This window comes from Achromobacter marplatensis, from assembly GCF_002209535.1.
In the GTDB taxonomy this organism is placed as follows: domain Bacteria; phylum Pseudomonadota; class Gammaproteobacteria; order Burkholderiales; family Burkholderiaceae_B; genus Achromobacter; species Achromobacter marplatensis.
This window is the reverse complement of the sequence record NZ_NJIG01000003.1, coordinates 37,480-59,706: the sequence shown is the minus strand read 5'-3', so window position 1 is coordinate 59,706 and position 22,227 is coordinate 37,480. Positions and strand designations below refer to the sequence as shown.

At 68.0% G+C, this 22,227-nt stretch carries 20 protein-coding genes; 11 read left to right on the top strand and 9 right to left on the bottom strand.

Features of this window, described 5'->3' with window-relative positions; genetic code table 11:
- Positions 1 to 81: 81 nt before the first annotated feature.
- The 3 genes from CEY09_RS07250 to CEY09_RS07240 all read left to right on the top strand — a co-directional run bounded on the left by CEY09_RS07250 (position 82) and on the right by CEY09_RS07240 (position 3,690).
- Positions 82 to 432: a VOC family protein gene (locus CEY09_RS07250; RefSeq protein ID WP_088588529.1), complete on the top strand. Its 351-nt coding sequence runs from the start codon at positions 82 to 84 to the stop codon at positions 430 to 432.
- A gap of 9 nt (positions 433 to 441) precedes the next feature.
- The gene (locus CEY09_RS07245; RefSeq protein WP_006223069.1) at positions 442 to 1,371 is read left to right on the top strand and encodes a CysB family HTH-type transcriptional regulator; all 930 of its coding nucleotides are present in this window, start codon (positions 442 to 444) and stop codon (positions 1,369 to 1,371) included.
- A gap of 111 nt (positions 1,372 to 1,482) precedes the next feature.
- The gene (locus CEY09_RS07240; protein WP_088588109.1) at positions 1,483 to 3,690 is read left to right on the top strand and encodes a rhodanese-like domain-containing protein; all 2,208 of its coding nucleotides are present in this window, start codon (positions 1,483 to 1,485) and stop codon (positions 3,688 to 3,690) included.
- Between the two features lie 57 nt (positions 3,691 to 3,747).
- On the opposite strand, the gene CEY09_RS07235 is transcribed toward CEY09_RS07240, so the two are convergent.
- The gene (locus CEY09_RS07235; protein WP_088588108.1) at positions 3,748 to 5,121 is read right to left on the bottom strand and encodes a 3-deoxy-D-arabino-heptulosonate 7-phosphate synthase; all 1,374 of its coding nucleotides are present in this window, start codon (positions 5,119 to 5,121) and stop codon (positions 3,748 to 3,750) included.
- Between the two features lie 166 nt (positions 5,122 to 5,287).
- On the opposite strand from CEY09_RS07235, the gene CEY09_RS07230 reads away from it, so the two are divergent.
- Positions 5,288 to 6,214 carry a sulfurtransferase gene (locus CEY09_RS07230; RefSeq protein ID WP_088588107.1) on the top strand — a complete coding sequence of 309 codons (927 nt, stop codon included), beginning with the start codon at positions 5,288 to 5,290 and terminating at the stop codon, positions 6,212 to 6,214.
- A 36-nt stretch (positions 6,215 to 6,250) separates the two neighbouring features.
- Entirely contained in the window at positions 6,251 to 7,390 is a 1,140-nt protein-coding gene (locus CEY09_RS07225; protein ID WP_234818261.1) for a YeeE/YedE family protein, read from the top strand.
- On the opposite strand, the gene CEY09_RS07220 is transcribed toward CEY09_RS07225, so the two are convergent.
- The 5 genes from CEY09_RS07220 to CEY09_RS07200 form a co-directional block, all read right to left on the bottom strand.
- Positions 7,383 to 7,871, bottom strand: a complete 489-nt coding sequence (locus tag CEY09_RS07220) for a GlcG/HbpS family heme-binding protein (RefSeq protein WP_006223063.1) — start codon at positions 7,869 to 7,871, stop codon at positions 7,383 to 7,385. The genes CEY09_RS07225 and CEY09_RS07220 overlap by 8 nt on opposite strands.
- Before the next feature lie 122 nt (positions 7,872 to 7,993).
- Entirely contained in the window at positions 7,994 to 8,623 is a 630-nt protein-coding gene (locus tag CEY09_RS07215; protein ID WP_088588105.1) for a response regulator transcription factor, read from the bottom strand.
- On the bottom strand, positions 8,620 to 10,056 hold the full coding sequence (locus CEY09_RS07210; protein ID WP_088588104.1) for a sensor histidine kinase: 1,437 nt from the start codon (positions 10,054 to 10,056) through the stop codon (positions 8,620 to 8,622). The genes CEY09_RS07215 and CEY09_RS07210 overlap by 4 nt, the downstream gene beginning before the upstream one ends.
- A 57-nt stretch (positions 10,057 to 10,113) precedes the next feature.
- Positions 10,114 to 11,277 carry an HPP family protein gene (locus CEY09_RS07205; RefSeq protein WP_088588103.1) on the bottom strand — a complete coding sequence of 388 codons (1,164 nt, stop codon included), beginning with the start codon at positions 11,275 to 11,277 and terminating at the stop codon, positions 10,114 to 10,116.
- 90 nt (positions 11,278 to 11,367) lie between these two features.
- Positions 11,368 to 11,814, bottom strand: a complete 447-nt coding sequence (locus tag CEY09_RS07200) for a MarR family winged helix-turn-helix transcriptional regulator (protein ID WP_088588102.1) — start codon at positions 11,812 to 11,814, stop codon at positions 11,368 to 11,370.
- Between the two features lie 115 nt (positions 11,815 to 11,929).
- On the opposite strand from CEY09_RS07200, the gene CEY09_RS07195 reads away from it, so the two are divergent.
- On the top strand, positions 11,930 to 13,732 hold the full coding sequence (locus CEY09_RS07195) for a chloride channel protein (protein ID WP_088588101.1): 1,803 nt from the start codon (positions 11,930 to 11,932) through the stop codon (positions 13,730 to 13,732).
- 5 nt (positions 13,733 to 13,737) lie between these two features.
- Here the strand turns inward: CEY09_RS07195 and CEY09_RS07190 are convergent, their stop codons facing one another.
- The gene (locus tag CEY09_RS07190) at positions 13,738 to 14,631 is read right to left on the bottom strand and encodes a LysR family transcriptional regulator (RefSeq protein ID WP_088588100.1); all 894 of its coding nucleotides are present in this window, start codon (positions 14,629 to 14,631) and stop codon (positions 13,738 to 13,740) included.
- Positions 14,632 to 14,782: 151 nt separating this feature from the next.
- Between CEY09_RS07190 and argC the strand changes: the two genes are divergently transcribed.
- Complete coding sequence (gene argC, locus CEY09_RS07185; RefSeq protein ID WP_088588099.1) at positions 14,783 to 15,715, top strand: N-acetyl-gamma-glutamyl-phosphate reductase; 933 nt, start codon at positions 14,783 to 14,785, stop codon at positions 15,713 to 15,715.
- Positions 15,716 to 15,772: 57 nt separating this feature from the next.
- On the opposite strand, the gene CEY09_RS07180 is transcribed toward argC, so the two are convergent.
- Together CEY09_RS07180 and CEY09_RS07175 are read right to left on the bottom strand one after the other, a co-directional pair.
- Positions 15,773 to 16,657, bottom strand: a complete 885-nt coding sequence (locus tag CEY09_RS07180; protein WP_088588098.1) for an MBL fold metallo-hydrolase — start codon at positions 16,655 to 16,657, stop codon at positions 15,773 to 15,775.
- Between the two features lie 102 nt (positions 16,658 to 16,759).
- Positions 16,760 to 17,644: a LysR family transcriptional regulator gene (locus CEY09_RS07175; RefSeq protein WP_006223054.1), complete on the bottom strand. Its 885-nt coding sequence runs from the start codon at positions 17,642 to 17,644 to the stop codon at positions 16,760 to 16,762.
- Positions 17,645 to 17,750: 106 nt separating this feature from the next.
- Here CEY09_RS07175 and CEY09_RS07170 point away from each other — a divergent pair, with 106 nt between their 5' ends.
- Genes CEY09_RS07170 through CEY09_RS07155 form a run of 4 tightly spaced genes read left to right on the top strand, consistent with a single transcriptional unit; the run spans position 17,751 to position 22,225 of the window.
- Positions 17,751 to 19,394 (top strand): ATP-dependent acyl-CoA ligase, encoded by a 1,644-nt coding sequence (locus CEY09_RS07170; RefSeq protein ID WP_272938452.1) that lies wholly within the window; start codon positions 17,751 to 17,753, stop codon positions 19,392 to 19,394.
- A gap of 52 nt (positions 19,395 to 19,446) precedes the next feature.
- A complete protein-coding gene (locus CEY09_RS07165; protein WP_088588096.1) occupies positions 19,447 to 20,760 on the top strand; it encodes an MFS transporter in 1,314 nt (437 codons plus the stop codon).
- Complete coding sequence (locus CEY09_RS07160) at positions 20,757 to 21,905, top strand: thiolase family protein (protein ID WP_088588095.1); 1,149 nt, start codon at positions 20,757 to 20,759, stop codon at positions 21,903 to 21,905. Before CEY09_RS07165 ends, CEY09_RS07160 begins: the two co-directional genes overlap by 4 nt.
- Entirely contained in the window at positions 21,902 to 22,225 is a 324-nt protein-coding gene (locus tag CEY09_RS07155) for a Zn-ribbon domain-containing OB-fold protein (RefSeq protein ID WP_088588094.1), read from the top strand. Before CEY09_RS07160 ends, CEY09_RS07155 begins: the two co-directional genes overlap by 4 nt.
- Positions 22,226 to 22,227: the final 2 nt, after the last annotated feature.

The window sequence follows — 22,227 nt, the reverse complement described above, 5'->3', positions numbered from 1 at the left end:
TGTAGAAGCAATTACAACCTCTTTGTCCGGTTGTACCCCCGGGTACTAGAATTTGCCTTGTTCCATGGCTGGCAGCAGGGCATGACTCCATTTCTTTCGATTGAATCGGTACAGCTTCCGTTCTTGTCGCGCCGGACGGAAGCGGTCCGGGATTTCTATCACCGCGTGATCGGCCTGGAAGAGGTGGGGGGTGCCGACGACCAGCGCCTGCTTTTTTCGCTGGGCGGAGCGACCTTGTCGCTGTCGCCCGTGGCGGAAGTCAGCCGGGCCGTCAAACCCGATTACCTGGCCATCAATACCCCTGCCTACGACGAGATCCTGGCGCGCTTGCGCCAAGCGGGGCATCACCCTGTCTGTTCGCTGCCCGACGCGCAGCCGCGCGTCATGTACGTGAAAGATCCGTCAGGCAATCAACTGGCCTTTCTGGGCTGAAGGCGCGCGATGAATTTTCAGCAACTGCGGTCGGTGCGCGAAGCCGTGCGCCAGGACTTCAACCTGACCGATGTTTCCGAAAGCCTGCATACGTCCCAGCCCGGCGTCAGCCGTCAGATACGCGAGCTGGAAGAAGAGGTGGGTGTCGACATCTTCGTGCGCTCGGGCAAGCGGCTGATCGGTTTGACGCCGCCCGGTGAGCTGATCCTGCCGCTGGTGGAGCAGATCCTGCAATGCGCCGACAACATCCGGCATGCGGGCGCGGAATACGCCGACAGCCGCAAGGGCGTGCTGTCGATCGCGGCCACGCATTCGCAGGCGCGCTACGCGTTGCCGCCCGTCATCAAGGAATTCCGCCAGCGCTATCCCGACGTGGTGCTGCATCTGCATCAGGGCTCGCCCAAGCAGGTGTCTGAAATGCTGCTGGAAGGCGAGGCCGATATCGGCGTGGCGACCGAGGCCGTGGCGGACTATCCCGGGCTCGTGAACCTGCCTTGCTACCGATGGAGCCACAGCATCATCGTGCCGCGCGGCCACCCGCTGGAGCGCGAGCACGACGGCGTCAGCCTGTCGCAGCTGTCGCGCTATCCGCTCATCACGTATGGGCGCGGCTATACCGGGCGCGCCCATATCGACGAGGCTTTTGCCCGGGCAGGCATCACGCCCGACATCGTGATGACCGCGATGGACGCGGACGTGATCAAGACGTATGTGGAACTGGAACTGGGCGTGGGCATCGTGGCCGCGGTGGCCTGGGACGCCGAACGCGACACCCGCCTGACCGCCATCGATGCACGCCACTTATTCGAGATCAACCTGACGCGGCTGGCCATCCGCCGGGGCGCCTGGCTGCGCGGTTACGCCTTCCATTTCATCGAGATGTTCGTGCCGACACTGACGCGCGAAGTCGTGGACCGCGAGTTGAAGGGCGAGGCCTGACGCAGGGCCGAACCGCGCGCCGCATATCCATAGACGCATTTCTACGTTGTCCCGTCCGGGGCGCGCACGTAGCCTGGACTTCTCTTCATTACAGGAAGTCCAGGTCATCCCATGAGCACCTCTGCCCAAACGGCCGCGCCGGCCCTCAGCAAGCACACCGAACGCGCACAGGCCGTGCGCGCCTTCATCGCCCAGGTCCGGCAACTGGCGCCCGATGCGGCGCAAGCCACGCCCGCGCAACTGGCCCAGGTAGCGACGCTGCTGGAAGCGCTGGGGCAACGCCGCGACCTGTTTTCCGCCGAGGCCTTTGCCGTCGTGCCGGGCCGCCCGACCTCGATCTATCGTCTAGCCGAGGACATCGACGGCGGCTATGCGCTGTACCTGTCGCTGGGCGAACCGGGCAAGGCGCAGCCGCCGCATGACCATACGACGTGGGCCATCATCGCCGGGGTGAACGGCAACGAGCGCAACGAGGTCTATGCGCGCGCCTCCAGCCAGGATCCGCTGCGCGATACCTTGACCCATGTGCGGCGCGTGGACGTCGGCCCCGGCAGTTCGATCGTGCTGGGTCCGGGCGACGTGCACACCATCGAACTGGTCGGCGACGAACCTGGCGCGCATCTGCACTTCTATGGTCTGGCGCTGGACCGGCTGCACGGCCGCGTGGTGTTCGAAAGCACCGCGGGCGGCACGTACCGGACGTTTTCGCCGCCCGCAGCCATCTATCACGCGCGCCTGTCGCCGCAAGAATTGCAGGACGAACTGCGTGGCGAGGCCGAGATCGCCGTGCTGGACGTGCGCGAGGCCGGCCGCTATGCCCGCCGCCATCTGCTGTATGCCGTGCCGGCGCCCCTGTGGCGCCTGGAACTGCTGGCCGACCGGCTGGTGCCGCGCCGCGACACCCGCATCGTGCTGGTGGACGACGACGAAACCCAGGCCCATCAGGCTGCGGCCAAGCTGACCCGCCTGGGCTGGACCGACGTATCGGTACTGGCTGGCGGGACGGACGGCTGGGAGCGCGCGGGCCTGGAGCTGTTCTCGGGCACGAACGTGCCCAGCAAGGCGTTCGGCGAGGTCATCGAACATGAGAAGCACACGCCCTGGATCGACGTCGAGGAACTGCACGAGCGCGTGGCGCGCGGCGACGATATCGTCGTGGTCGACAGCCGCACGCCTGAGGAATTCCACAACTTCACGCTGCCGTTCTCGCACAGCCTGCCGGGGGCGGAACTGGTCTACCGCATCCGCGAGCTGGCGCCCGATCCCAAGACCTTTGTGGTGGTCAACTGCGCCGGCCGCACCCGCAGCATCGTCGGCGCGCAGACGCTGATCGACGCCGGCATCCCGAACCGTGTCGCCTCCTTGCGCAACGGCACGATGGAATGGCTGCTGTCGGGCCGGGAATTGGCCTATGGCCGCCACGCCGCCTTGCCGGAGCCCAGCGAAGCCGCGTTGGCCGCTGCGCGCGAACAGGCCCGCGACGTGGCGCAACGCGCCGGCATCGGGTATATCGACGCGGCGACGCTCGCGGCGTTCGAGGCGGAGCAGGCGACGCGCACGCTCTACAAGTTCGACGTGCGCACCCGCGAGGAATACGAGACCGGGCATCTGGAAGGCTGGCGCTGGGCGCCGGGCGGGCAACTGGTGCAGGCCACCGATGAGTATCTGGCGACGCGCCGCGCACGCGTCGTGCTGGCGGATTGGGACGGCGTGCGTGCGCTGACCACCGGCGCCTGGCTGGCGCAATTGGGTGCGGTCGAGGTCTATCTGTATCAACCGTCCGCGCTGGCGCCTGTGCAAAGCGGTCCCGAGCCGCGGCGGGTGCTGCGTCATCGGCCGGACGCCCCGGGCCTGCGCGCAGAGGCGCTGCGTGCCGCGCTCGACGCGGACGAGGCCATCGTGTTCGACGTGGAGTCGCGCGTGGCCTATGAACGCGGCCATGTGCCCGGCGCGCGTTTCGCAGCGCCGGACCGGCTGGCGGAATTCCTGTCACCGGACGACCAGCGCACCGTCGTGGTGACGTCGTCGGACGGTGTGCTGGCCAGCGCCGTGGCGGCCGAATTGGCCTGGCGCAGCAAGCGCCCGGTGCAGTATCTGCTGGGCGGTACGCGGGCCTGGAAGGCGCAGGGCCTGGAACTTGCCAAGGGCGCGCAGGGCGTGTTGACCGGCGACGACGACCAGAGCATCAGCCCGTATCTGTTTGACGACCTGTCGGCGCGGGACCAGGGGTTCCGCGAATACCTGGATTGGGAGCTGGGGCTGGTCGCGCAGCTGGAACGGGAAGGCAGCGGCGGCATCCGCTTGATCGCAGCGGGGTAGGCAGGAACGGGCGGGACCGGATCGGCGTGGACTACCGTGGGCGGAAGGTCGGCGCAGCTAGACCGCTGCCAGCAGGTCGTCCACGTGGACCATCAATTCGCGGACCTGGCGCAGCATCGGGTACTGGTGTAGCACGGGCGTCCATTGGGGCGATTCCAGCAATTGCGTCCATACCGGTTCCAGCGCGTCGGGATCCGGCCGCTGCCGGTCCGCCAGCTGGCACGCGTACGCCACGCTGGCCGCCGCGGACAGCAATTGCATCCGGCTCGCCGCGCTGAGCAGGCGCGGCGCGGTATCGGCGGGCGCATCGCAGCAGTAAAGCACCGCGCAGGCCAGATCGGGTGAATCGGCCGGCAGCGCCCTGAGCGATGCGCCGCGCAGGTGCACCACGCCTTGCCGGGTCTGGAACGGATAGACAGCGTTCTCGTCGGCGTGCGCAAGCAGGCGCAATCCGCGCTGCAGCCGCGGCAGGTCCGCAGTCGCCGCGTCGATGGACGCCTTGGCTTCAAGCAACAGGCAGACGTCCCATACGGGCGCGGCGGCGTCCGTGTGCGCTTGGCGCAGCAGGACGGCGTCCCACTCGCTCTTGGCGCGTTCGGCGCTGGCGGGTATGGATGCCGGCACCAGCATCGAGGTCACCACGCGGAAGGTCTGCAAGCCATCATGGGCTTGGTTCAGCCGCGGGGACAGGGCGTCCAGTGCCGCTTTCGCCAAGGCTTCGACGGCCGCGCCCCGGCGCTGCGCGGCGGAACCTTGCGCGACCGCGGTTTGGCTGCCGGAGCGCGGTCCGTGGCGATCCCATAAGGATTGGTAGTGCCGCACCTGCTCATCCGGCGCCAAGGCGTCCAGGCGTTGCAAGCGCGCCAGGGCAGGGGCGTCCAGCAGGCGGGCCAGCGCGCGTTGCACGGCGGGGTCCACGATTTTCTCCTGCATGGCGCGTAACCGCTGCGCGGCCTCGGACAGCGTGGCCCACGACGCCGAGGCCGCCGCGGCCTGCAGCGCCGCCAACGCGTCCCGATCCTGGCCGGGCGCCATGCGTTGCAGCTTGGCAGGGTGCGCGATGCCGTTGACGGCGGCGTGGATCTGGCGGCGGTCCTGATCGGCGGTGGTCGATAGATGCGCGAACTCGCGCACCTGAGGCGCCCGGTGCCGCAATACGATGGCCTGGAAGGCGGGATCGCCGCCGTCTGCGCGCACGGCTTCATGAATCAACCGCGCCAGCGCCTGGATGAATCCGTGCTTGGTCGGAGCGTCGGGCGTCGTCCCGGCGGCCAGCGCCTGGCGAGCCTGTTCCACCGTGATGGCAAGCTCGGTCGAGGAGCCGCCGTTCGGCGTCGTCGCTACTGCGGCAAGCGCCTCGGGAACACGGTAGCGGCGAGGTACGGCGCGAAGGATGTCGTCAAGCAACGGTGAGGAGGCAGGCAGGGGCATTGGCGCAAGTCGAGGGTCGGGGCAGTGTCGTGCAGTGTCGCATCGACCTGACTGTAAGCTGAATAAGTAATCAGAATATGAAAACAATGTCGTTCGCCTGCGGCGGGCAAGCCGATATCGTCCGGATTCAAACGGCTCGCCCAGTAGCCGAATTCAGGAGAATCCGATGTCCCCACGCAAGCTGCTGGTCGGCGCCTTTGCCGCACTGGCCACTATCATCGCCTTTCCGGCGACGGCGCAACATGCCAAGTACCTGGTCACGACCGAGTGGCTGGAAAAGAACCTGAACGATCCGAAGGTGCGGGTGGTTGAGGTGAGCGTGAACCCGGGCCTGTACGAACGCGGCCATATCCCGGGCGCGGCGAACGTCAGCTGGCATACGGATCTGGTCGACACCGTGAACCGCGACATTGCCCCGCCCAAGCAGTTCCAGGCGTTGGTGGCGCGCTCCGGCATCAACCCCGACACGACGACCATCCTGTACGGCGACAACAACAATTGGTTTGCGGCCTGGGGCGCGTGGATCTTCGACATCTACGGCATCGACCACGTGAAGATCCTGGACGGCGGACGCAAGAAATGGGAGGCCGAAGGCCGGCCCCTGTCCAACAGCGCCAAGATCCAGACAGCCGGCACGGCGCAGATCAAGCAGCCCAACGCGGCGCTGCGCGCGCACCTGCAGGACGTCTTGGCCGTGGCCCGCAAGGACAAGGACGGCGTGCTGGTCGACATCCGCTCGGCCGACGAATACAACGGCAAGATCTTTGCGCCCAACGGCGTGCCGGAACTGGCGGTGCGCGCCGGCCACGTGCCGGGGGCGGTGAATGTCACGTGGAGCAAGCTGGTGGCCGAAGACGGCACGTTCAAGTCGGCGGACGAACTGAAAGCGATCTACCAGGCCGCGGGCGTAGATGGCACCAAGCCCATCATCACGTATTGCCGCATTGGCGAACGGTCCAGCCATTCGTGGTTTGCGCTGCGCAAGCTGCTGGGCTACGACGTGCGCAACTATGACGGCTCGTGGACGGAATACGGCAACAGCGTCGGGTCGCCGATCAGCAACCCGTCGGGCACGGTGTGGGGCAAGACCTGAGTGAGCACCCTACGTGTGGTGTCGGCCGCCGCGGTGATGGCGGCCGTTTTCGTGGCGGCGTGGCTGTTGGCGCCCTTGCCCGAGGGCGGGCGCAACCTGTCCTTGTCCGTCTTGTTGGGCGCGGCCTTCGGCATCGTGCTGCAACGCTCGCGCTTCTGCTTCTATTGCATCGCGCGGGACTTCATCGACAAAAGAGAAACGTCGGGCATGTTCGCGGTGCTGATTGCGCTGGGCGTAGGCACGCTGGGCTATCACGCGGTGTTCGGCGCGTTCCTGCCCGTGCCTTCGCCTGAGCGCCTGCCGCCGGGTGCGCACATCGGTCCGGTCAGCCTGGCGCTGGTGGCGGGGGCCTTTGTCTTTGGCGTCGGGATGCGCGTATCCGGCTCTTGCATCAGCGCGCATTTCTACCGGCTGGGCGAAGGCGCGCTGGCCTCTCCGTTTGCCTTGCTGGGCGCGGGTGTGGGCTTCGTGCTGGGCTTTGCAACGTGGAACGCGCTCTATCTGGCGTTGATCCAGGAGGCGCCGGTGGTGTGGCTGCCGCAGCGCCTGGGCTATGGCGGCACGCTGCTGCTGCAGGGCGCGCTGCTGGCGGTGATTGGCTGGGCCGTTATCCGCCGCGGCGGGGCGCAGCCACGTGCGGCCGATGCGGGCGTCTCGCCTTGGCAGTCGGTATTGCGCGACCGCTGGCCGCCCGCGGTGGGTGGCATCCTGGTGGGCTTCATCGGTGTCATTGCCTATCTGCGCATTGCGCCCTTGGGCGTCACGGCCGAATTGGGCAGCTTGGCGCGCACTGCGGCGGCAGGCACGGGCTGGCTGCCGGACCGCCTGGAAGGGTTGGACACGTTCGCCGGCTGCGCAACCGTGGTCAAGCGCATGCTGCTGTCGAACAACGGCGTGTTCGTGCTGGCGCTGGTGGCGGGGGCGTGGGCGGCGGCCTTGGCGGCCGGCGCGTTCCGGCCCAGATTGCCGTCCGTGAAAGACATCGCCCGCAATTTCGCGGGCGGGGTGCTGATGGGCTGGGGCGGCATGACGGCGCTGGGATGCACCGTGGGCACGCTGCTGTCCGGGGTGATGGCAGGTGCGCTATCTGGCTGGGTCTTCGGCGCGGCCTGCTTTGCGGGAATCTGGGCGGGGCTGCGGGTCGTCCGGGCGTCCGCCCAGCCACGCATTACTTGAACATCGCGGCGTTTTCTTCCAGCACGGTGTCGGCACACTGGGCATCCAGGTTGCCGCCGGGGGCGCCGGCCACGCCGATCGCGCCGATGACCGCGGTGCCGGCCTTGACCGGCACGCCGCCGCCCAACAGCAGGAATCCGGGGATGTCGGTCAGGTTGGCCGCACCCGGGTTCTTCTGCGCGTTTTCCATCATGGTCAGCGTCGGGGTCTTGGCGGACACGGCGGTGAAGGCCTTGGCGCGGCTGGCTTCGATGGTGTGCGGACCGGCGTTGTCGGCGCGGGCAAAGGCCTTGAGCAGGCCGGCGCGGTCCACGACCGAGGCGCTCACGTTGTAGCCCTTGGCCTGGCAGGCGGCGACGGTGGCGGTGGCGAGCTTCTGCGCATCGGCCATCGACAGATTGCTTTCGCTCAGCACGGCGGCGTTGGCGGCGCCGGCAAAAGCCAGGGTGGAGATCAAGGTGGCAAGCGTGAAACGGTTCATGGTCTGCGTCCTTTTCGGGAACATTCGGTAGGAGCAGTCAGTGTGGCCAAAACGCGCGCCGGGCGGTATACGCCCGAATACGCGGGCCTCTCCGTAGCGCTACGGAGGGCGCTACGCGGCGGCTAGTCCAGCAAGGTGGCGTATTGGCGGATCAGCTGCGCCAGCGAATCGGCTTCCAGCTTGGCGAAGACGTTGGCGCGGTAGGTTTCGACGGTGCGCGGCGACAGGTCGAACTCGCGCGCGATTTCCTTGTTGCTCATGCCCTGCACGATGCGTTCCAGTACCTCGTGTTCGCGTCCCGACAGCCGCGCCAGGCGTTCGGCGGCGGCCTGGGTCACGGCCAAGCGTTCGCGGCTGGCGATGTGGGTGCGGACGGCGGCCTGCACTGCGTCCAGGAACACGTCGTCGTCCACCGGCTTTTGCAGGAATTCCATGGCGCCGCCCTTGAAGGCGCGGCGGCACAGGTCCACGTTGGCGTGACCCGTCAGCATGACCACGGGCAAGTCCGATTGCTCGGCCAGCCGGCTCAGCACGTCCAGCCCGCTGATGCCGGGCATGCGAATGTCCAGCACCACGCAGCCGATGGCGCTCGGGGACAGCTGCCCGAGGAAGGCGAGCGGGTCGCCGAAACCGGTGCTGCGCAGGCCCACGCTGCGCAACAGCAGCGCCAGCCCATCGCGCACGGCGTCGTCGTCGTCAACCAGATAGACCTGGGGGGAAAGCGCGTGCGTGTGGGCGTCTGGTGTGGTCATGCGGGGGTTCCCGAGCGTGGCAGGCTTACGGTGAAACAGGCGCCGGCGGGGGCGAGGTTGCGGGCGGCGACGCGGCCGTCCATGGAGCCGGCCAGCGTATCGCACAGGGCCAGCCCGAGGCCCATGCCTTGCGGACGTGTGGTGTAGAACGGCGCGAACAGCCGCGGCAGCGCATCGGCCGCGATGCCGGGGCCGGTGTCGCTGACGGTGAACAGGTATTCCTCGCCGTCGGCGCGGCCTTCGATCTGGATGTGGCGCGGGCCGTTGGTGTCAGCCAGCGCATCCGCCGCGTTCTGGACCAGGTTGTGCAGGATCTGCTCCAGCGCCACGCGGTCGCCCAGCGGCCGGGCGCCGGGGCTGGCGTTGTGCCAGGTGATGCGGATGCCTTGGCGGGCCAGATCCGGTTCACGCAGGAACCGCAAGGACGCCACCAGCGCGTCCGGGTCCAGCGCTTCGCGCCGCGCGGGCGAACTGGGTTGCACCAGCGCGCGCATGCGGCTGATGATGTCCGCGGCGCGTTTGGCTTGTTCCGAACTGGCCAGCAAGGCGTGGCGCACAGCGGGGCGTTCTTCATCGTCGTCCAGCAGGCGTCCGGCGGCGCGGGTGTGCGCCAGGATGGCGGTCAGCGGCTGGTTCAATTCATGGGCGATGCCGGCGGCCATTTCGCCCAGCGTGCTCAAGCGCGCCATCGCCGCCAGCCGCGCTTGTTCCTGTTGGCGGCGCGCGTCGGCGCGTGAACGTTGCCAGGCCGCGGCGCCGGCCATCAGCAAGGCACTGGCCACAGCCCACGCCAGCCAGGCCGTCCAGGGCCAGGCATCCGGCGTCAACGTGCGCGTGCTGCGCATCTGGAAGGGCTGGCTGGCCGCGCCCAGCGGTTTTTGCAGCGTCATCGTCAAGCCCGGCGCGTCGTCCGGCTGCTTGTCCAGCAGCGGCAGCGCCGTCTGATCCACGGTCAGGCTCAGGTTGGCCAGGCCGGGCGGAAAGTCGGCGGCGGGCACCAACTGGCGGGCATTCAGCAGCAGGCTCCAGCTGGATGGCGAAATCAACCAATACCGGGCGGGGTCCTCCGGCAATACGACGGGCCGCCCCAACTGGCGTGCGCGCTCCAGCGCGTCGGACAGGCCCGGCGGCGCGGCCAGGCTGCCGGCCCAGGCGCCGTCAGCCAGATAGCCCAGGCCCAGCAACTGCGGCAAGGCCGGTTGCAGGCTGGGGTACAGGCGTTCAGGCGCGGGCGGGTGCGACAGGGCCGCCAGCGTGGCCAGCACGGCTTCGTGCTGGACCGTCTTCTGGCTCAACATGCGCTGGGCGATGCTGGTGCTCTGGAAGAAGCGGTCGTATTGGTCGACGTATTCCTGGCGGGCGATCCAGGCGGCGCCCAGGCAGAACAGGATCAGCCAGCAGAAGAGGGCGCGTGTGCGCGATAGGGGATTCACGCCTGAAATTATGCCTTGCGGCCAGTGCGGACAGGAATCCGTAGGGCTACGGAGGGCTCAGGCGACGCGCTTGCCGGGGTCTGCGCCCGCCGCGGCCTGCGAACTGGCCGATACCGCCATCTGGTACAGCGCGGCCACCAGGTCGGACTGCGTGATGAGGCCGAGCAAGGTGCGCGAGGCATCCAGCACCGGCACGCAGTGCAGGCTGTCGGACATCGGGCGCGCCAATTCGATCACCGGCAGGCCGGGCGTGGCGAAGGGCACTTCGCTGCGCATGCAGTCGGCCACCAGCAGATCCAGGGCTGGAACGCCGTCGACCGTGGCGGTCACGAGCCGGCTCTTGCGCGCCAGCACGTCAGCCTGCGCCAGCATGCCGGCGTAGCGGCCGGCGGAATCCAGCACGGGCAGCGCTTGCAGCCGGTGCTTGTCGAACAGGCGGATCGCGTAGTCCAGCGGATCCTGTTCCTGCACCGTGACGACATCGCGCGACATGACGTCCGCACAGGACACGTCGCCGAAGCGTCGCAGGCTGGCGCGCAGTTCGGCAGCCAGCACGATGTCTTCCAGGTCTTCCTTGCTGATGTCCAGCAGTTCGCCGCGCTGGGACAGGGCTTCGTCCAGGTCGGCGCGGCTGAAGCCCAGCCGGGCGCTGGGCGCCGCGTCGCGGGTGTGATGGCCAGGGGCCGGATCGGCGTGGCGCCGGGGGTAGTTGCGCTTGAGCGCGCCATTGAACGCCACGGCGATGCACAGCAGGATCAGGGAGTTCAGCCCCACCGGCCACAGTGCGAAGCCATAACCCAGGCTGGCGACGGACGGCCCGCCCAGCACGGCAGTCAGCGCCACCGCGCCGCTGGGAGGATGCAGGCACCGCAGGCTGAACATGGCGCCGATGGCCAGGGCCACCGCCACGGCGGCCGCCAGGCCAGGCACGGGAATCATCTGCGCGCAGAACACCCCGATCAGGGCCGACACCAGATTGCCCGCCAGGATGGACCAGGGTTGGGCCAGCGGGCTGGCAGGCGCGGCGAACAGCAGCACGGCCGACGCCCCCATCGGGGCGATGAACCAGGGGTTGGCGCTGCCCAGCGCGTGGCGGCCCACCCATTCCGTGCAGAACAGTCCCACCAGCGCGCCCAGGACGCCATACAGCTTCTCGCGCCGGTTGACGCCGACGGGCGCTGGCGCGAACGAGCTCAGCCAGCGCTTGATTGCCACACCCAAAACGATCTCCTCGCGTGCTTCAAATATGTCGCGGGACGACAATTTATCACGCGACGGCGGACGGGCTCCGATTCAAGCCGCGTGCCGCGATCAAACGGCTTCGTCGCCGATGCGTGTCAGCAAGCGGGCGAGCAGGGGCCGCATCGCACGCAATTCTTCCAGATGCGATGCGGACAGGCTTTCAAGCACGCGCTCGGCTTTGGGGGTCAGCACGACCTCGACGCGGCGGCCGTCCTCGGGATCTGCCTCGCGGCTGACCAGGTCCAGGCGGGCCAGCCGGCCCACCAGTTCGGCCGCCGTGTGCGGGCGGATCAGCAGGCGGTCGGCGATTTCGCCCACATACAGGCCGCGCCGCCCGGCCGGGCTCTTGCGGGTGCCCTTGATGGCCAGCAGCGTCTGGTGCTGTTGCGGGGTCAGCGCCAATTCAGCGGCGGCGCCTTCGCTGAAGGCGGCGAAGGTGCGCAATGCGTAACGGAAGTCGGCCAGCAATTCGTAATCGGCGGGCGACAGCGGAGTGGGGGACGGAGACGTTTTCACGAGCCGATTCTAATATATGTCGTGATACGATATAAATGATCTGGCGCAAACGCTGGCGTTTTTTGTCGCATTCCTCCCTGTATTCCCGCTTTTTTTCAGAACTTCTGTTTTGCCTATGCCCACCTCTCCCGCATCAGCCCCGGCCGCGTCAGCGCCATCGTCCGCCCAAGCGTCCACCCGCCTGGGCGATTTCACCACCGACCGCCGCGTCGTCCTGTTGATGGCGTTGGCCATTCCCGTCGGCCTGGCCAGCGTGGCCGCCGCCTGGGCCTTGCTGCGCCTGATCTCCCTGTGTACCAACCTGGCGTACCACGGCCGCTTCTCGTTCGCCGACTTGCCGATCACGGCCGGGGCGCTGGGCTGGGGCTCGGTTTTCATCCCGGTCGCGGGCTGCTTGATCATCGGGCTGATGGCGCGCTTCGGGTCCGAGAAGATCCGCGGGCATGGCATTCCGGAAGCCATGGAGGCCATCCTGATCGGCAAGAGCCGGATCCAACCCAAGGTCGCGATCCTGAAGCCCGTGTCGTCCGCGGTGTCGATCGGGACCGGCGGGCCGTTCGGCGCCGAAGGGCCCATCATCATGACGGGCGGCGCCATTGGCTCCTTGCTGGCGCAGACCATCCACCTGGACGACGCCGAACGCAAGACCTTGCTGGTGGCCGGCGCCGCCGCCGGCATGACGGCCATCTTCGCGACGCCGCTGGCTGCCGTGCTGCTGGCCGTCGAGCTGCTGCTGTTCGAATGGAAGCCGCGCAGCTTCCTGCCCGTGGCAATGGCGGCCTTGGTGGCGGCAGCCACGCGCGCCTTTGCGCTGGACGCCGGTCCGGTCTTCGCCTATGCGGGCGCCTTGTCGTTCACCCCGTGGCATCTTGTGGCCTGCGCGGCGGTGGGCGTATTGGCAGGGTTGGGCTCGGGCGTGCTGACGACGTTGGTGTATGCGGCCGAAGACCTGTTTGAAAAGCTGCCCCTGCACTGGATGTGGTGGCCGGCCATTGGCGGCCTGGCGATCGGCATCGGCGGGTTGATCGACCCCGCCGCGCTGGGCGTTGGCTATGACAACATCCGCCACCTGCTGGCGGGCGACCTGGCGTTCCAGGCGGTGTTGCTGCTGCTGGTGGTGAAAGTGGCGATCTGGTCTATCGCTCTGGGGTCGGGCACGTCGGGCGGGGTGCTGGCGCCGTTGCTCATCTTCGGCGGCGCGCTGGGCGCGTTGGCCACGCCCTGGCTGCCGCAGGCGGACGCCGGTTTCTGGGCCTTGCTGGGCATGGCCGCGATGATGGGCGGCACCATGCGCGCGCCGTTGACCGCCACGCTGTTCACGGTAGAACTGACCGGCGATATGGGGGCGCTGCTGCCGGTGCTGGCCGCTTGCGTCTTCGCGTATGGCGTGACGGTCTTGCTGTTGAAACGGTCGATCCTGACGGAGAAGATCGCGCGCCGCGGCCATCACATCAGCCGCGAATACCATGTGGACCCGTTCGACCTGGTGCGGGTGTCGGCCATCATGACGCAGGCCGTCGACACGCTGCCGGACACCGCGACGGTGGGGCAGGCCGTCGCGCATTTCACGACGCTGCAACCCGTGCACACCAGCTATCCGGTGGTGGACGCGCAAGGCGTCGTGGTGGGCGAGGTCACGCGCGCCGACTCGCTGGCGTGGGCGCTGAATGCGCAGGACGATTCCCGCACCCTGGCTCAGATGCTGGTCGGACGCGAGCAGGTGATCGGTTATCCCGACGAACTGGCCAGCCGGATCGCGGACCGCATGGCGCTGTCAGGCGTCGGACGCGTGCCGATCGTGGACCGGGCCACGGGCCGTTTGCTGGGCATCGTGGGCCGCAAGGACCTGTTCCGCTCGCGTGCGCGGCGGCTGCGCGATGAAACGGCGCGCACGGCGTACTTCCGCCGCGCGGCTTGAGGGGTTCATCCGCCGTTTGCGGCGCGTAGTTCCCACAGCACGTCCAGTACGTGGCGGGTCGCCTGTTCCACCTTTTCCGCGCGGTGCGCGATGCCCAGCGGGCGCCACAGTGCAGGGCGTAGCGGGCGCATGATGATGCGCGGGTCGGGTTGCGGCGCGGTCGCCTCGTGCGGCAGCAGCGTGGCGCCGTAGCCGGCGGCCACCAGGCTTTTGATGGCGTCGTTGTAGTTCAGCTGGATGCGGGCGCGCGGGTTCAGTCCGGCGCCCGCGAACCATTCGCCGGTCTGGCGCGAGAGCCGCGTGGTGGCGTCGTTCAGGATCAGCGGACGGTCTGCCAGCCACGCCGGCGTGACGCGCGCCGGTGCCGGCCAGCCGGCGGGCAGGAAGGCCATGACCGGATCGCGGCGCCAGGGCTTGAGCACCAGCCCGTCGATGGGCGGTTGCGGCAACGCCACCAGCCCTACATCCAGCGTGCCGTCATGCAGGCGTTGCAAGGTTTCCTGAGAGGTCAGCACGGCGACCTGCACGTCGATGCCGGGGTGGTGGCGGCCCAGTGTTTCCAGGGCTTGCGGCAGCAGGTGGGCGATGGCGCCGGTAGAGGCGCCCAGCCGAACGCGGCCGGACAGGCCCTGCACCTGGCGCTGCACGTCGTCCAAGGCCTGGTCGGCTTCGGCCAGCAAGCGGCGCGCGCGCTCCAGCAGGGTCTCGCCGATGGTGGTGGGCCGCACCTGGCCGCGCTTGCGGGTCAGGAGCGGCGCGCCGATGCGGGCTTCAAGGTCGGCCACGTGCAGGCTGACGGTAGGGGGCGCCAGGTGCAGGGCGCGGGCGGCATCCGCGAAAGACCCCAGATCGGCAATCGCCACCAGGGTGCGCAAGCGGTCCAGGCTGATTTCGCGCATGGCTTTATCGTTCAGAAAAGATGAATCCAATGATCATGATATTCGACTTTTCTTATGTTGCCTGCGGATCGATGATACGGACTTGCCCCGCTGGCATTGCCAGCGACGGCGCCCGCCACAACCCCACCTCCCGACCGGGACGGAGCACGTCATGACCCATCCTCTTGTCTTTATCGACGGCGACCAAGGCACGACCGGCCTGCAGATCCACGAACGCCTGAACGGTCGCACCGACCTGCGCCTGTTGACGCTGCCCGAGGCCGAGCGCAAGGACCCGCAACGCCGCGCCGAAGCCATCAACGCCAGCGACGTGGCCATCCTGTGCTTGCCCGACGAGCCGGCCCGCCAGGCCGCGGCGTCCGTCGTGAACCCGAAGGTGCGGGTGATCGACGCCAGCTCGGCGCATCGCACCACACCGGGCTGGATGTACGGCTTTCCCGAGATGGACGCGGGGCAGGCGGAGCTGATCGCCCGCGCCAAGCGCGTCAGCAATCCGGGCTGCTACCCCACGGGCGCCATCGCCTTGCTGCGCCCCTTGATCCAGGCCGGGCTGGTGCCTGCCGACTACCCGGCCGTGGTGCACGCGGTGTCGGGCTATTCGGGAGGTGGCCGCGCCAGCGTGGACGCCTATGAAGGGCCGGACGGCGCGAAAGGCCCGGCGTTCCAGCTGTACGGATTGGGTTTGGCGCACAAGCACACGCCGGAAATCGAAGCGCACGCGGGCCTGGCGCAACGTCCCGTGTTCGTGCCCGCGTACGGCGCGTTCCGCCAGGGCATCGTGCTGACGATTCCGCTGCAACTGCGCTTGCTGCCGGCGGGCGTGACCAGCCAGCAATTGCATGACTGCCTGCAACGGCACTACGCCGGCACGACGCATGTACAGGTTGTGGACCGCCAGGAAGCCGCAGCGCACACGCATCTGGATCCCCAGGCGCTCAACGGCACCAATGATCTGCGGCTGGCGGTCTATGGCAACGAGCAGCATGGCCAGGTGCTCTTGACCGCGGTGTTCGACAACCTGGGCAAGGGCGCCTCCGGCGCGGCGGTGCAGAACCTGGACCTGATGCTGGCGGCAATGGGGTAGCGCCTGACAGAGCAGGAGCAGGCGGCAAAGGCCTCCCTTAGCCGCCCGCACCGCCTATCACCACTTCATTTCGCCCTTGGCGACCTTGGCGCTGATGTCCAGCGACGCGGCGGCGCCCGCTTTGGGGTACTGCGCCTTCATGGCGGCGATCAGTGCGGCGCTGTCGCCTGCCTTCGCGGCTTGCGTGTCGAAGGCGCGGATATAGGCTTGCGTGTAGCGGACGGATTCCAGGTTGAGCGGTGCGCCCGGCGCGTAGTGGCCCGGGATGACCGTGACGGGAGCCAGTTGCTCGATGCGCGCCAGCGTGGCCAGCCAATCTTGATGAGACTGCGGCGTTTGCGTGTCGGCCATCCACACATGCAGGTCTCCGAACACCACGACCCCACCTACGACGGCCTTGAGCGACGGGATCCACACGAAGCTGCGATCCGGCTGCGGGCCGTCCAGTCCGGTGATTTCCAGCGTCTGGCCTTCCAGCGTCAGCGTGCGGCCTTGCAGCACTTGCGGGATGACTGCCTTGGACGGCGCATCGGCGCCCAGCTTCGGGCCCCAGAACCCGATCTTGGCGTCCACGGTTTCCTTGATGTGGTGCACGGTCGGTTCGGTGGCCACGACGCGGGCGTCGGGGAAGGCCGCCAGCACCGTGTCCAGGCCGAAGTAGAAGTCGGGGTCGCCGTGGCTGATGTAGATGGTGGTCAGCTTCTTGCCGCTGGCGCGCACCATATCGACCACTTTTGCGGCTTGCGATTTGCCGAATTGCGCATCGATCAGGATGGCGTCGTGCTGGCCGCTGACCAGCACCGAAGACACCGGGAAGATGGCGTCGTTGCCAGGGTTGAAATGGGTCAGCGTCAGGCCGGTGCCGGCGGCGTGGGCCGGGGCGATCAGCGCGGCAAGGGCGGCGGTCTGTAGCAGACGGCGCAGGGCGGGAAGAATAGTCATGGCGGGCTCCGGGTGGGAAATAAGAATGGAGCCAGTCTAGTTGCAGGAACTGCGCGTATCTACGCCCTGGCTTGCCAGGGTCTGTTGCATGAATCGATCAAATCATGCCGGGCTGCGGTCGGCCAGTGTGTCTTCGACCAGACGCCGCAGCCACATCGTGCCGGGATCGCTTTCAAAGCGTGCGTGCCAGTGCACCGTAACGCATAGCGGCGGCAGGGTGAGCGGCAGGGGGCGGATCTCGAACGCGTTGTCGCGGTTGAACCAGATGGCCGCCCGATAGGGCAGCGTAACGGTCAGGTCGGTACGGCGCACGATCTCGGCGGCGGCGGAAAAGTGCGGCAGCGTCAGGTAGGGCTGGCGGTGCAGGCCGGCTTCACCCAGCACGTCGTCCAGCAGGCGATGGGCGCTGGCGCGCGAGGCCACCAGAATATGGTCCAGCCGCTTGAACTGTCCGCGGGTCAGGCCGGCCGACAGCACCGGGTGGCCGCGCCGCCCCATGCACGCATAACGCTCGCTGAACAGGTCGGCGTGGCGGGTGTGACGGCCCAGGCCCGCCAGGTTGCCGATAGCCAGATCGGCCTCGCCGTCCTTCAACGCCTGGGGCAATTGCTCCAGCGGAATTTCCAGCACCTCGACCTGCAGGCGCGGGGCCAGCGCATGCACGCGTTCCATCAACAGTGGCAGGAAGACCATTTCACCGATATCCGACATGGACAGCCGGAAGCGCCGGGTGCTGGTGGCGGGGTCGAAACGCTGCCGCAGGCTGACGGCTTCGGCAAAGCTGTTCATGCCGCGTTCGATCGGGCCGGCCAGCGCAAAGGCGATGGGCGTGGGCTGCATGCCGGTGGCGGTGCGCACGAACAGGGGGTCGTCGAAACGCTCGCGCAACCGGGCCAGCGCATAGCTGACCGCGGGCTGCGTCAGGTTCAGCCGCTGCGCCGCGCGCGTCACGCTGCGTTCATGCAGCACGGTCAGGAAAACCCGCATGAGATTCAAGTCGAAGTCCACGCACGCCCTTGATATCAGTCTGATTTATAAGATAAATAATACCCATAAATTTGACACATAAATAGTTGATTCCTAGACTAATTCCATAGAGCCGCGCCACGCCAGGCAGCGGCCGCACAACCGGGGAAGCGTCGCCATGCATGCGTTGACATTGCCGTCGTTGTTGGTGGAGCAGGGCGCCCGTCTGGGCGATCGCCTGTGGGTGCAGGCGCCGGGCGGGGCCTTGCGCTTCGGGGATGCGCCGGCCCACGCTGCAAGCTGGGCCGCGCGCCTGGCCTCGGCAGGCGTCAGGCGTGGCGACCGTGTCGGCCTGATGGCCGGCAACCGGCACGAATTCCTGTCCATCGTCCTGGGCTGCGGTTGGCTGGGCGCGGTAGTGGTGCCCATCAATACGGCGTCCCGCGGCATGCAACTGCGGCACATCCTGGCCAACAGCGGCTGCGTGCTGCTGGTGGCGGACGCGGCGTCCTGTCCGGCCCTGTCGGCGCTGGCCGCCATGCCCGCCACAGAACCGGCAGACGCGTTGCGCTTGCGGGCGATCTGGCTGCTGGACGAGGCCTCTCCGGTCAATGGCCTGCCTGCGCCGGCCAGTGCGCCGCCACCGCCGCCCGAGGCGCCCCTGCCGCCCGCGGCCGAAATCCAGCCCGGCGACATGTTGGCCATCCTGTACACCTCGGGCACCTCGGGGCTGTCCAAAGGCGTGTGCTGCCCGCATGCGCAGTTCTACTGGTGGGGCAGGATCGCGGCCCGGAATCTGGAGATCACCGATGCGGACGTGCTCTACACCAGCCTGCCGCTGTTCCATACCAATGCGTTGAACGCCTGCTTTCAGGCGCTGGTGACGGGCGCATCCATCGTGTGCGACGAACGCTTTTCCGCCAGCCGCTATTTCGACCGCCTGGAGGCCACCGGCGCCACCGTGACCTATCTGCTGGGCGCGATGGTGCCGATGCTGCTGGCGCATGAGCCCGCCGCAGCGGAACGCCGGCACCGCACGCGCATCGCCTTGGCGCCCGGCGTGCCTGAACGCTTTCATGGCGCCTTCACCGAACGCACCGGCATCGCGTTGCTGGAGGGCTACGGGTCGACCGAAACCAATTTCGCGCTGGGGGGAACGCTGGCCGAGCAACGGGCCGGCACGATGGGCCGCGTCGCGCCGGAATTCGACGCGATGGTGGCCGACGAACATGACGCGCCCGTGCCCGATGGCGAGCCCGGGGAATTGCTGCTGCGCGCGACGCCGCCCTTTGCGGTGGCGACCGGCTACTTCGGCATGGACGACAAGACGGTCGAAGCCTGGCGCAACCTGTGGTTCCACACGGGCGACCGCGTGGTCCGCGACGCCGATGGCTACTTTCGTTTCCTGGACCGCATGAAGGACGCGATCCGCCGCCGCGGCGAGAACATCTCGTCCTACGAAGTGGAGCAGGTGCTGCTGGCGCATCCTGCCGTGGCGGTCGTGGCGGTTTACGCGGTGCGCTCCGACCTGGCCGAGGACGAGGTGATGGCGGCCTTGGTCTACAAGCCCGGCCAGTCCTTGACGCACGCGGCCCTGCTGGATTTCTGCCAGCCCCGCATGCCGTATTTCGCGGTGCCGCGTTATCTGCGCGTGCTGGACGATCTGCCGCGCACCGAAAACGGCAAGGTCCGCAAGTTCCGCTTGCGGGAAGAAGGCATCACCGGCGACACCTGGGACCGGGACGCCGCGGGTTATCGCGTGGCGCGATAGCGTGAACCGGCGCTTGCGCGCCATTGAACATTCAAAAATCCAAGGGGCGGCAATGACGATGGCATACAAGGGGGCGGCGTTGTCCGCCGGCGACGAGGCAAAAAGAAAGCGGACCCGGCGCGTAGTGATGGCCTCCGTCGCGGGCAACGCGATGGAGTGGTACGACTTTTTCATCTATGGCACGGCCGCGGCGCTGGTCTTCGGCGAGCTGTTCTTTCCCAAAGGCACCGACCCGCTGCTGGGCACGATGGGCGCGTTCGCCGGTTTTGCCGTGGGCTTCCTGGCGCGCCCACTGGGCGGCGTGATCTTCGGCCACATCGGCGACCGCTACGGCCGCAAGCTCGCGCTGGAATGGACGCTGGGGCTGATGGGGGCGGCCACGTTCCTGATCGGCTTGCTGCCTACTTATGAGCAGGTCGGCTTCTGGGCCCCCGTGGCGATGGTGGTGCTGCGCATGCTGCAAGGCGCAGCCGCCGGGGGCGAGTGGGGCGGCGGCGTGCTGCTCATCAGCGAAGCGGTCGGCGGCAAGCGGCGCGGCTACTTCTCGTCGTTCAGCCAGTTGGGCGTGGCGGGCGGCTTCGTGTTGTCGTCGGCGGTCTTCATGCTGGCCCAGCAGCTGCCGCAGGAGTCCTTCATGAGCTGGGGCTGGCGCCTGCCATTCCTGCTGAGCGTGCTGATCTTCGGGGTGGGCCTCTACATCCGCAAGCACATCCCCGAAAGCGAAGAGTTCGTGCAGGCCAAGAAGACGGCCAAGCGCGGCATGCCAGCCGTGGAAGTGTTCCGCCGCTACCCGCGTCAGGTGCTGACCGCGATGGGCCTGCGCGTGGCCGAGAACGGCGGCTCATACATTTTCCTGGCGTTTGCGCTGGCCTACGGCAAATTCCTGGGCATTCCCAATGACGTCATGCTGGGCGGCGTGCTGGCGTCGATGTTCGTCGAACTGGGCTCGTTGGTGTGGTTCGGCCACTTGTCCGACCGCATCGGGCGCCGCGCGGTGTACTTGATCGGCTCCGCCGGCCTGGTGCTGGTCGCGTTTCCCTTCTTCTGGCTGGTGCAGACGAAGGAACCGGTATGGATCTTCCTGGCCTTCTTTCTGGGCAACACGGTCTGCCACGCCGCCATGATCGGCACGCAGCCCGCGTACTTCGCTGAACTTTTCCCGGCCGAAGTCCGCTACACGGGTCTGGCGCTGGGGCACGAACTGGCGTCCGTGTTCGCGGGCGGCCTGTCGCCGCTGATCGCCATGGCGCTGCTGCGCAAGTATGAATCGGCCACGCCGGTCGCGTGGTTCCTGGTGGGCATGGCCGCCATCACGGTGATCACCTTGCTGCTGACGCGCGAGCCGCCGCGCGAGGACACGGAATGAGTGGGGACCCTCGCCCGGGCATCGTCAGCGTAGGGGAAACGCCGGCGCTACGGCATCCCGATGCGTCGTGCAGCACCGCCGGCTTGATGGCCCAGGCGATCGGCGATGCCCTGCGCGGCGCCGGATTGACGCCCGCCGACGTGGACGGGCTGGGCGTGGCGTCGTTCACGCTGCGGCCGGATCGCGCCATCGATCTGGGCTGGCGCCTGGGCCTGCGGCTGAATTGGTGCATGCAGGACGAAATGGGGGGCGCCAGCGCCATCAATCTGCTGCGGCAGGCGTGGCTGGCGCTGGAAGCCGGCCAGGCCCGGACGATCGTGCTGGCGTCCGGCGACCACTTCTCCGGCGCCGACTTCGCCGGGCTGGTGCGTGGCTACAACCGCAGCGCGCAGGAATACCTGAGTCCCTTGGGCTGCGAGGGGCCGAATCCCTTGTTCGCGATGCTGACGCAGCGGCAAATGGCGCGTACGGGCTTGCGCCGCGAAGACTATGGCGCGTTGTGCGTGGCGCAACGGCAATGGGCGGTCGACAACCCGAACGCCGCCTACCGCCAGCCGCTGACCCTGGCCCAATACCTGGATGCGCCGCTTGTCGCGCCGCCGCTGGGCCGGCTGGACTGCGTGCCCGTCGTCAGCGGGGCCAGTGCGCTGGTGCTGCGCGCGCAGCCGCAAGGCGTCAGCGTGCGGCTGATCGCCAGCGACGCCCGCTACAACGACGACCAGCAGGAAGGCGACGGGTTGGCCACCGGTATTGCGGCCTTTGCACCGGACCTGTGGCGCCGGGCGGGGTTGGGGCCTGAAGACATGGACGTGATCAGCGTGTACGACGACTACCCGGCGATGGCCTTGGCGCAATTGTGCGATCTGGGGTTCGCGCGCGCGGATGACTTGCCGGGCTTCGTTGCCCGCCGCATCGCGACAAGGGCGTTGCCCGTCAATACGGCTGGCGGCCAACTGTCTGCGGGACAAGCGGGCACGGCGGGCGGTATGCATGGGTTGGTCGAGGTATCGCGGCAGTTGCTGGGGCAGGCGGGGGCGCGCCAGTTGCCCGGACTACGCCACGGCGTTGTGACCGGCTACGGCATGGTGCAATTGCGCTACGGAATGTGCGCCAATGCGGCGGTACTCTCGGCGGAGGGCGCATGAGCGTGAACGTTTTTGAATGCCACGCCTGCGGCCACCGGGTGTATCCCGCCAGGCTGTGGTGCCCGGCGTGCGGGCAGGATCAGGCCCAGGCGCGGCAAGTCCCCGTGGAAGCGGGCGAGCTGCTGGCGTGGACCACGATGCCCGCCAAGCCCGGCGAGGCGGCGCCCGCCGTGGTCGCCACCATTCGCGCATTGCCCAACGGCCCGGTGATGGTGGCGCGCCTGGACGCGCCGGCTGCGCACATCGGCCAGCGCCTGCATCTCTTTGAACGGACGATGCAGGGGCTGGCGTTGCCCTGGGCTAGCGCGACGCCGCAATGAGG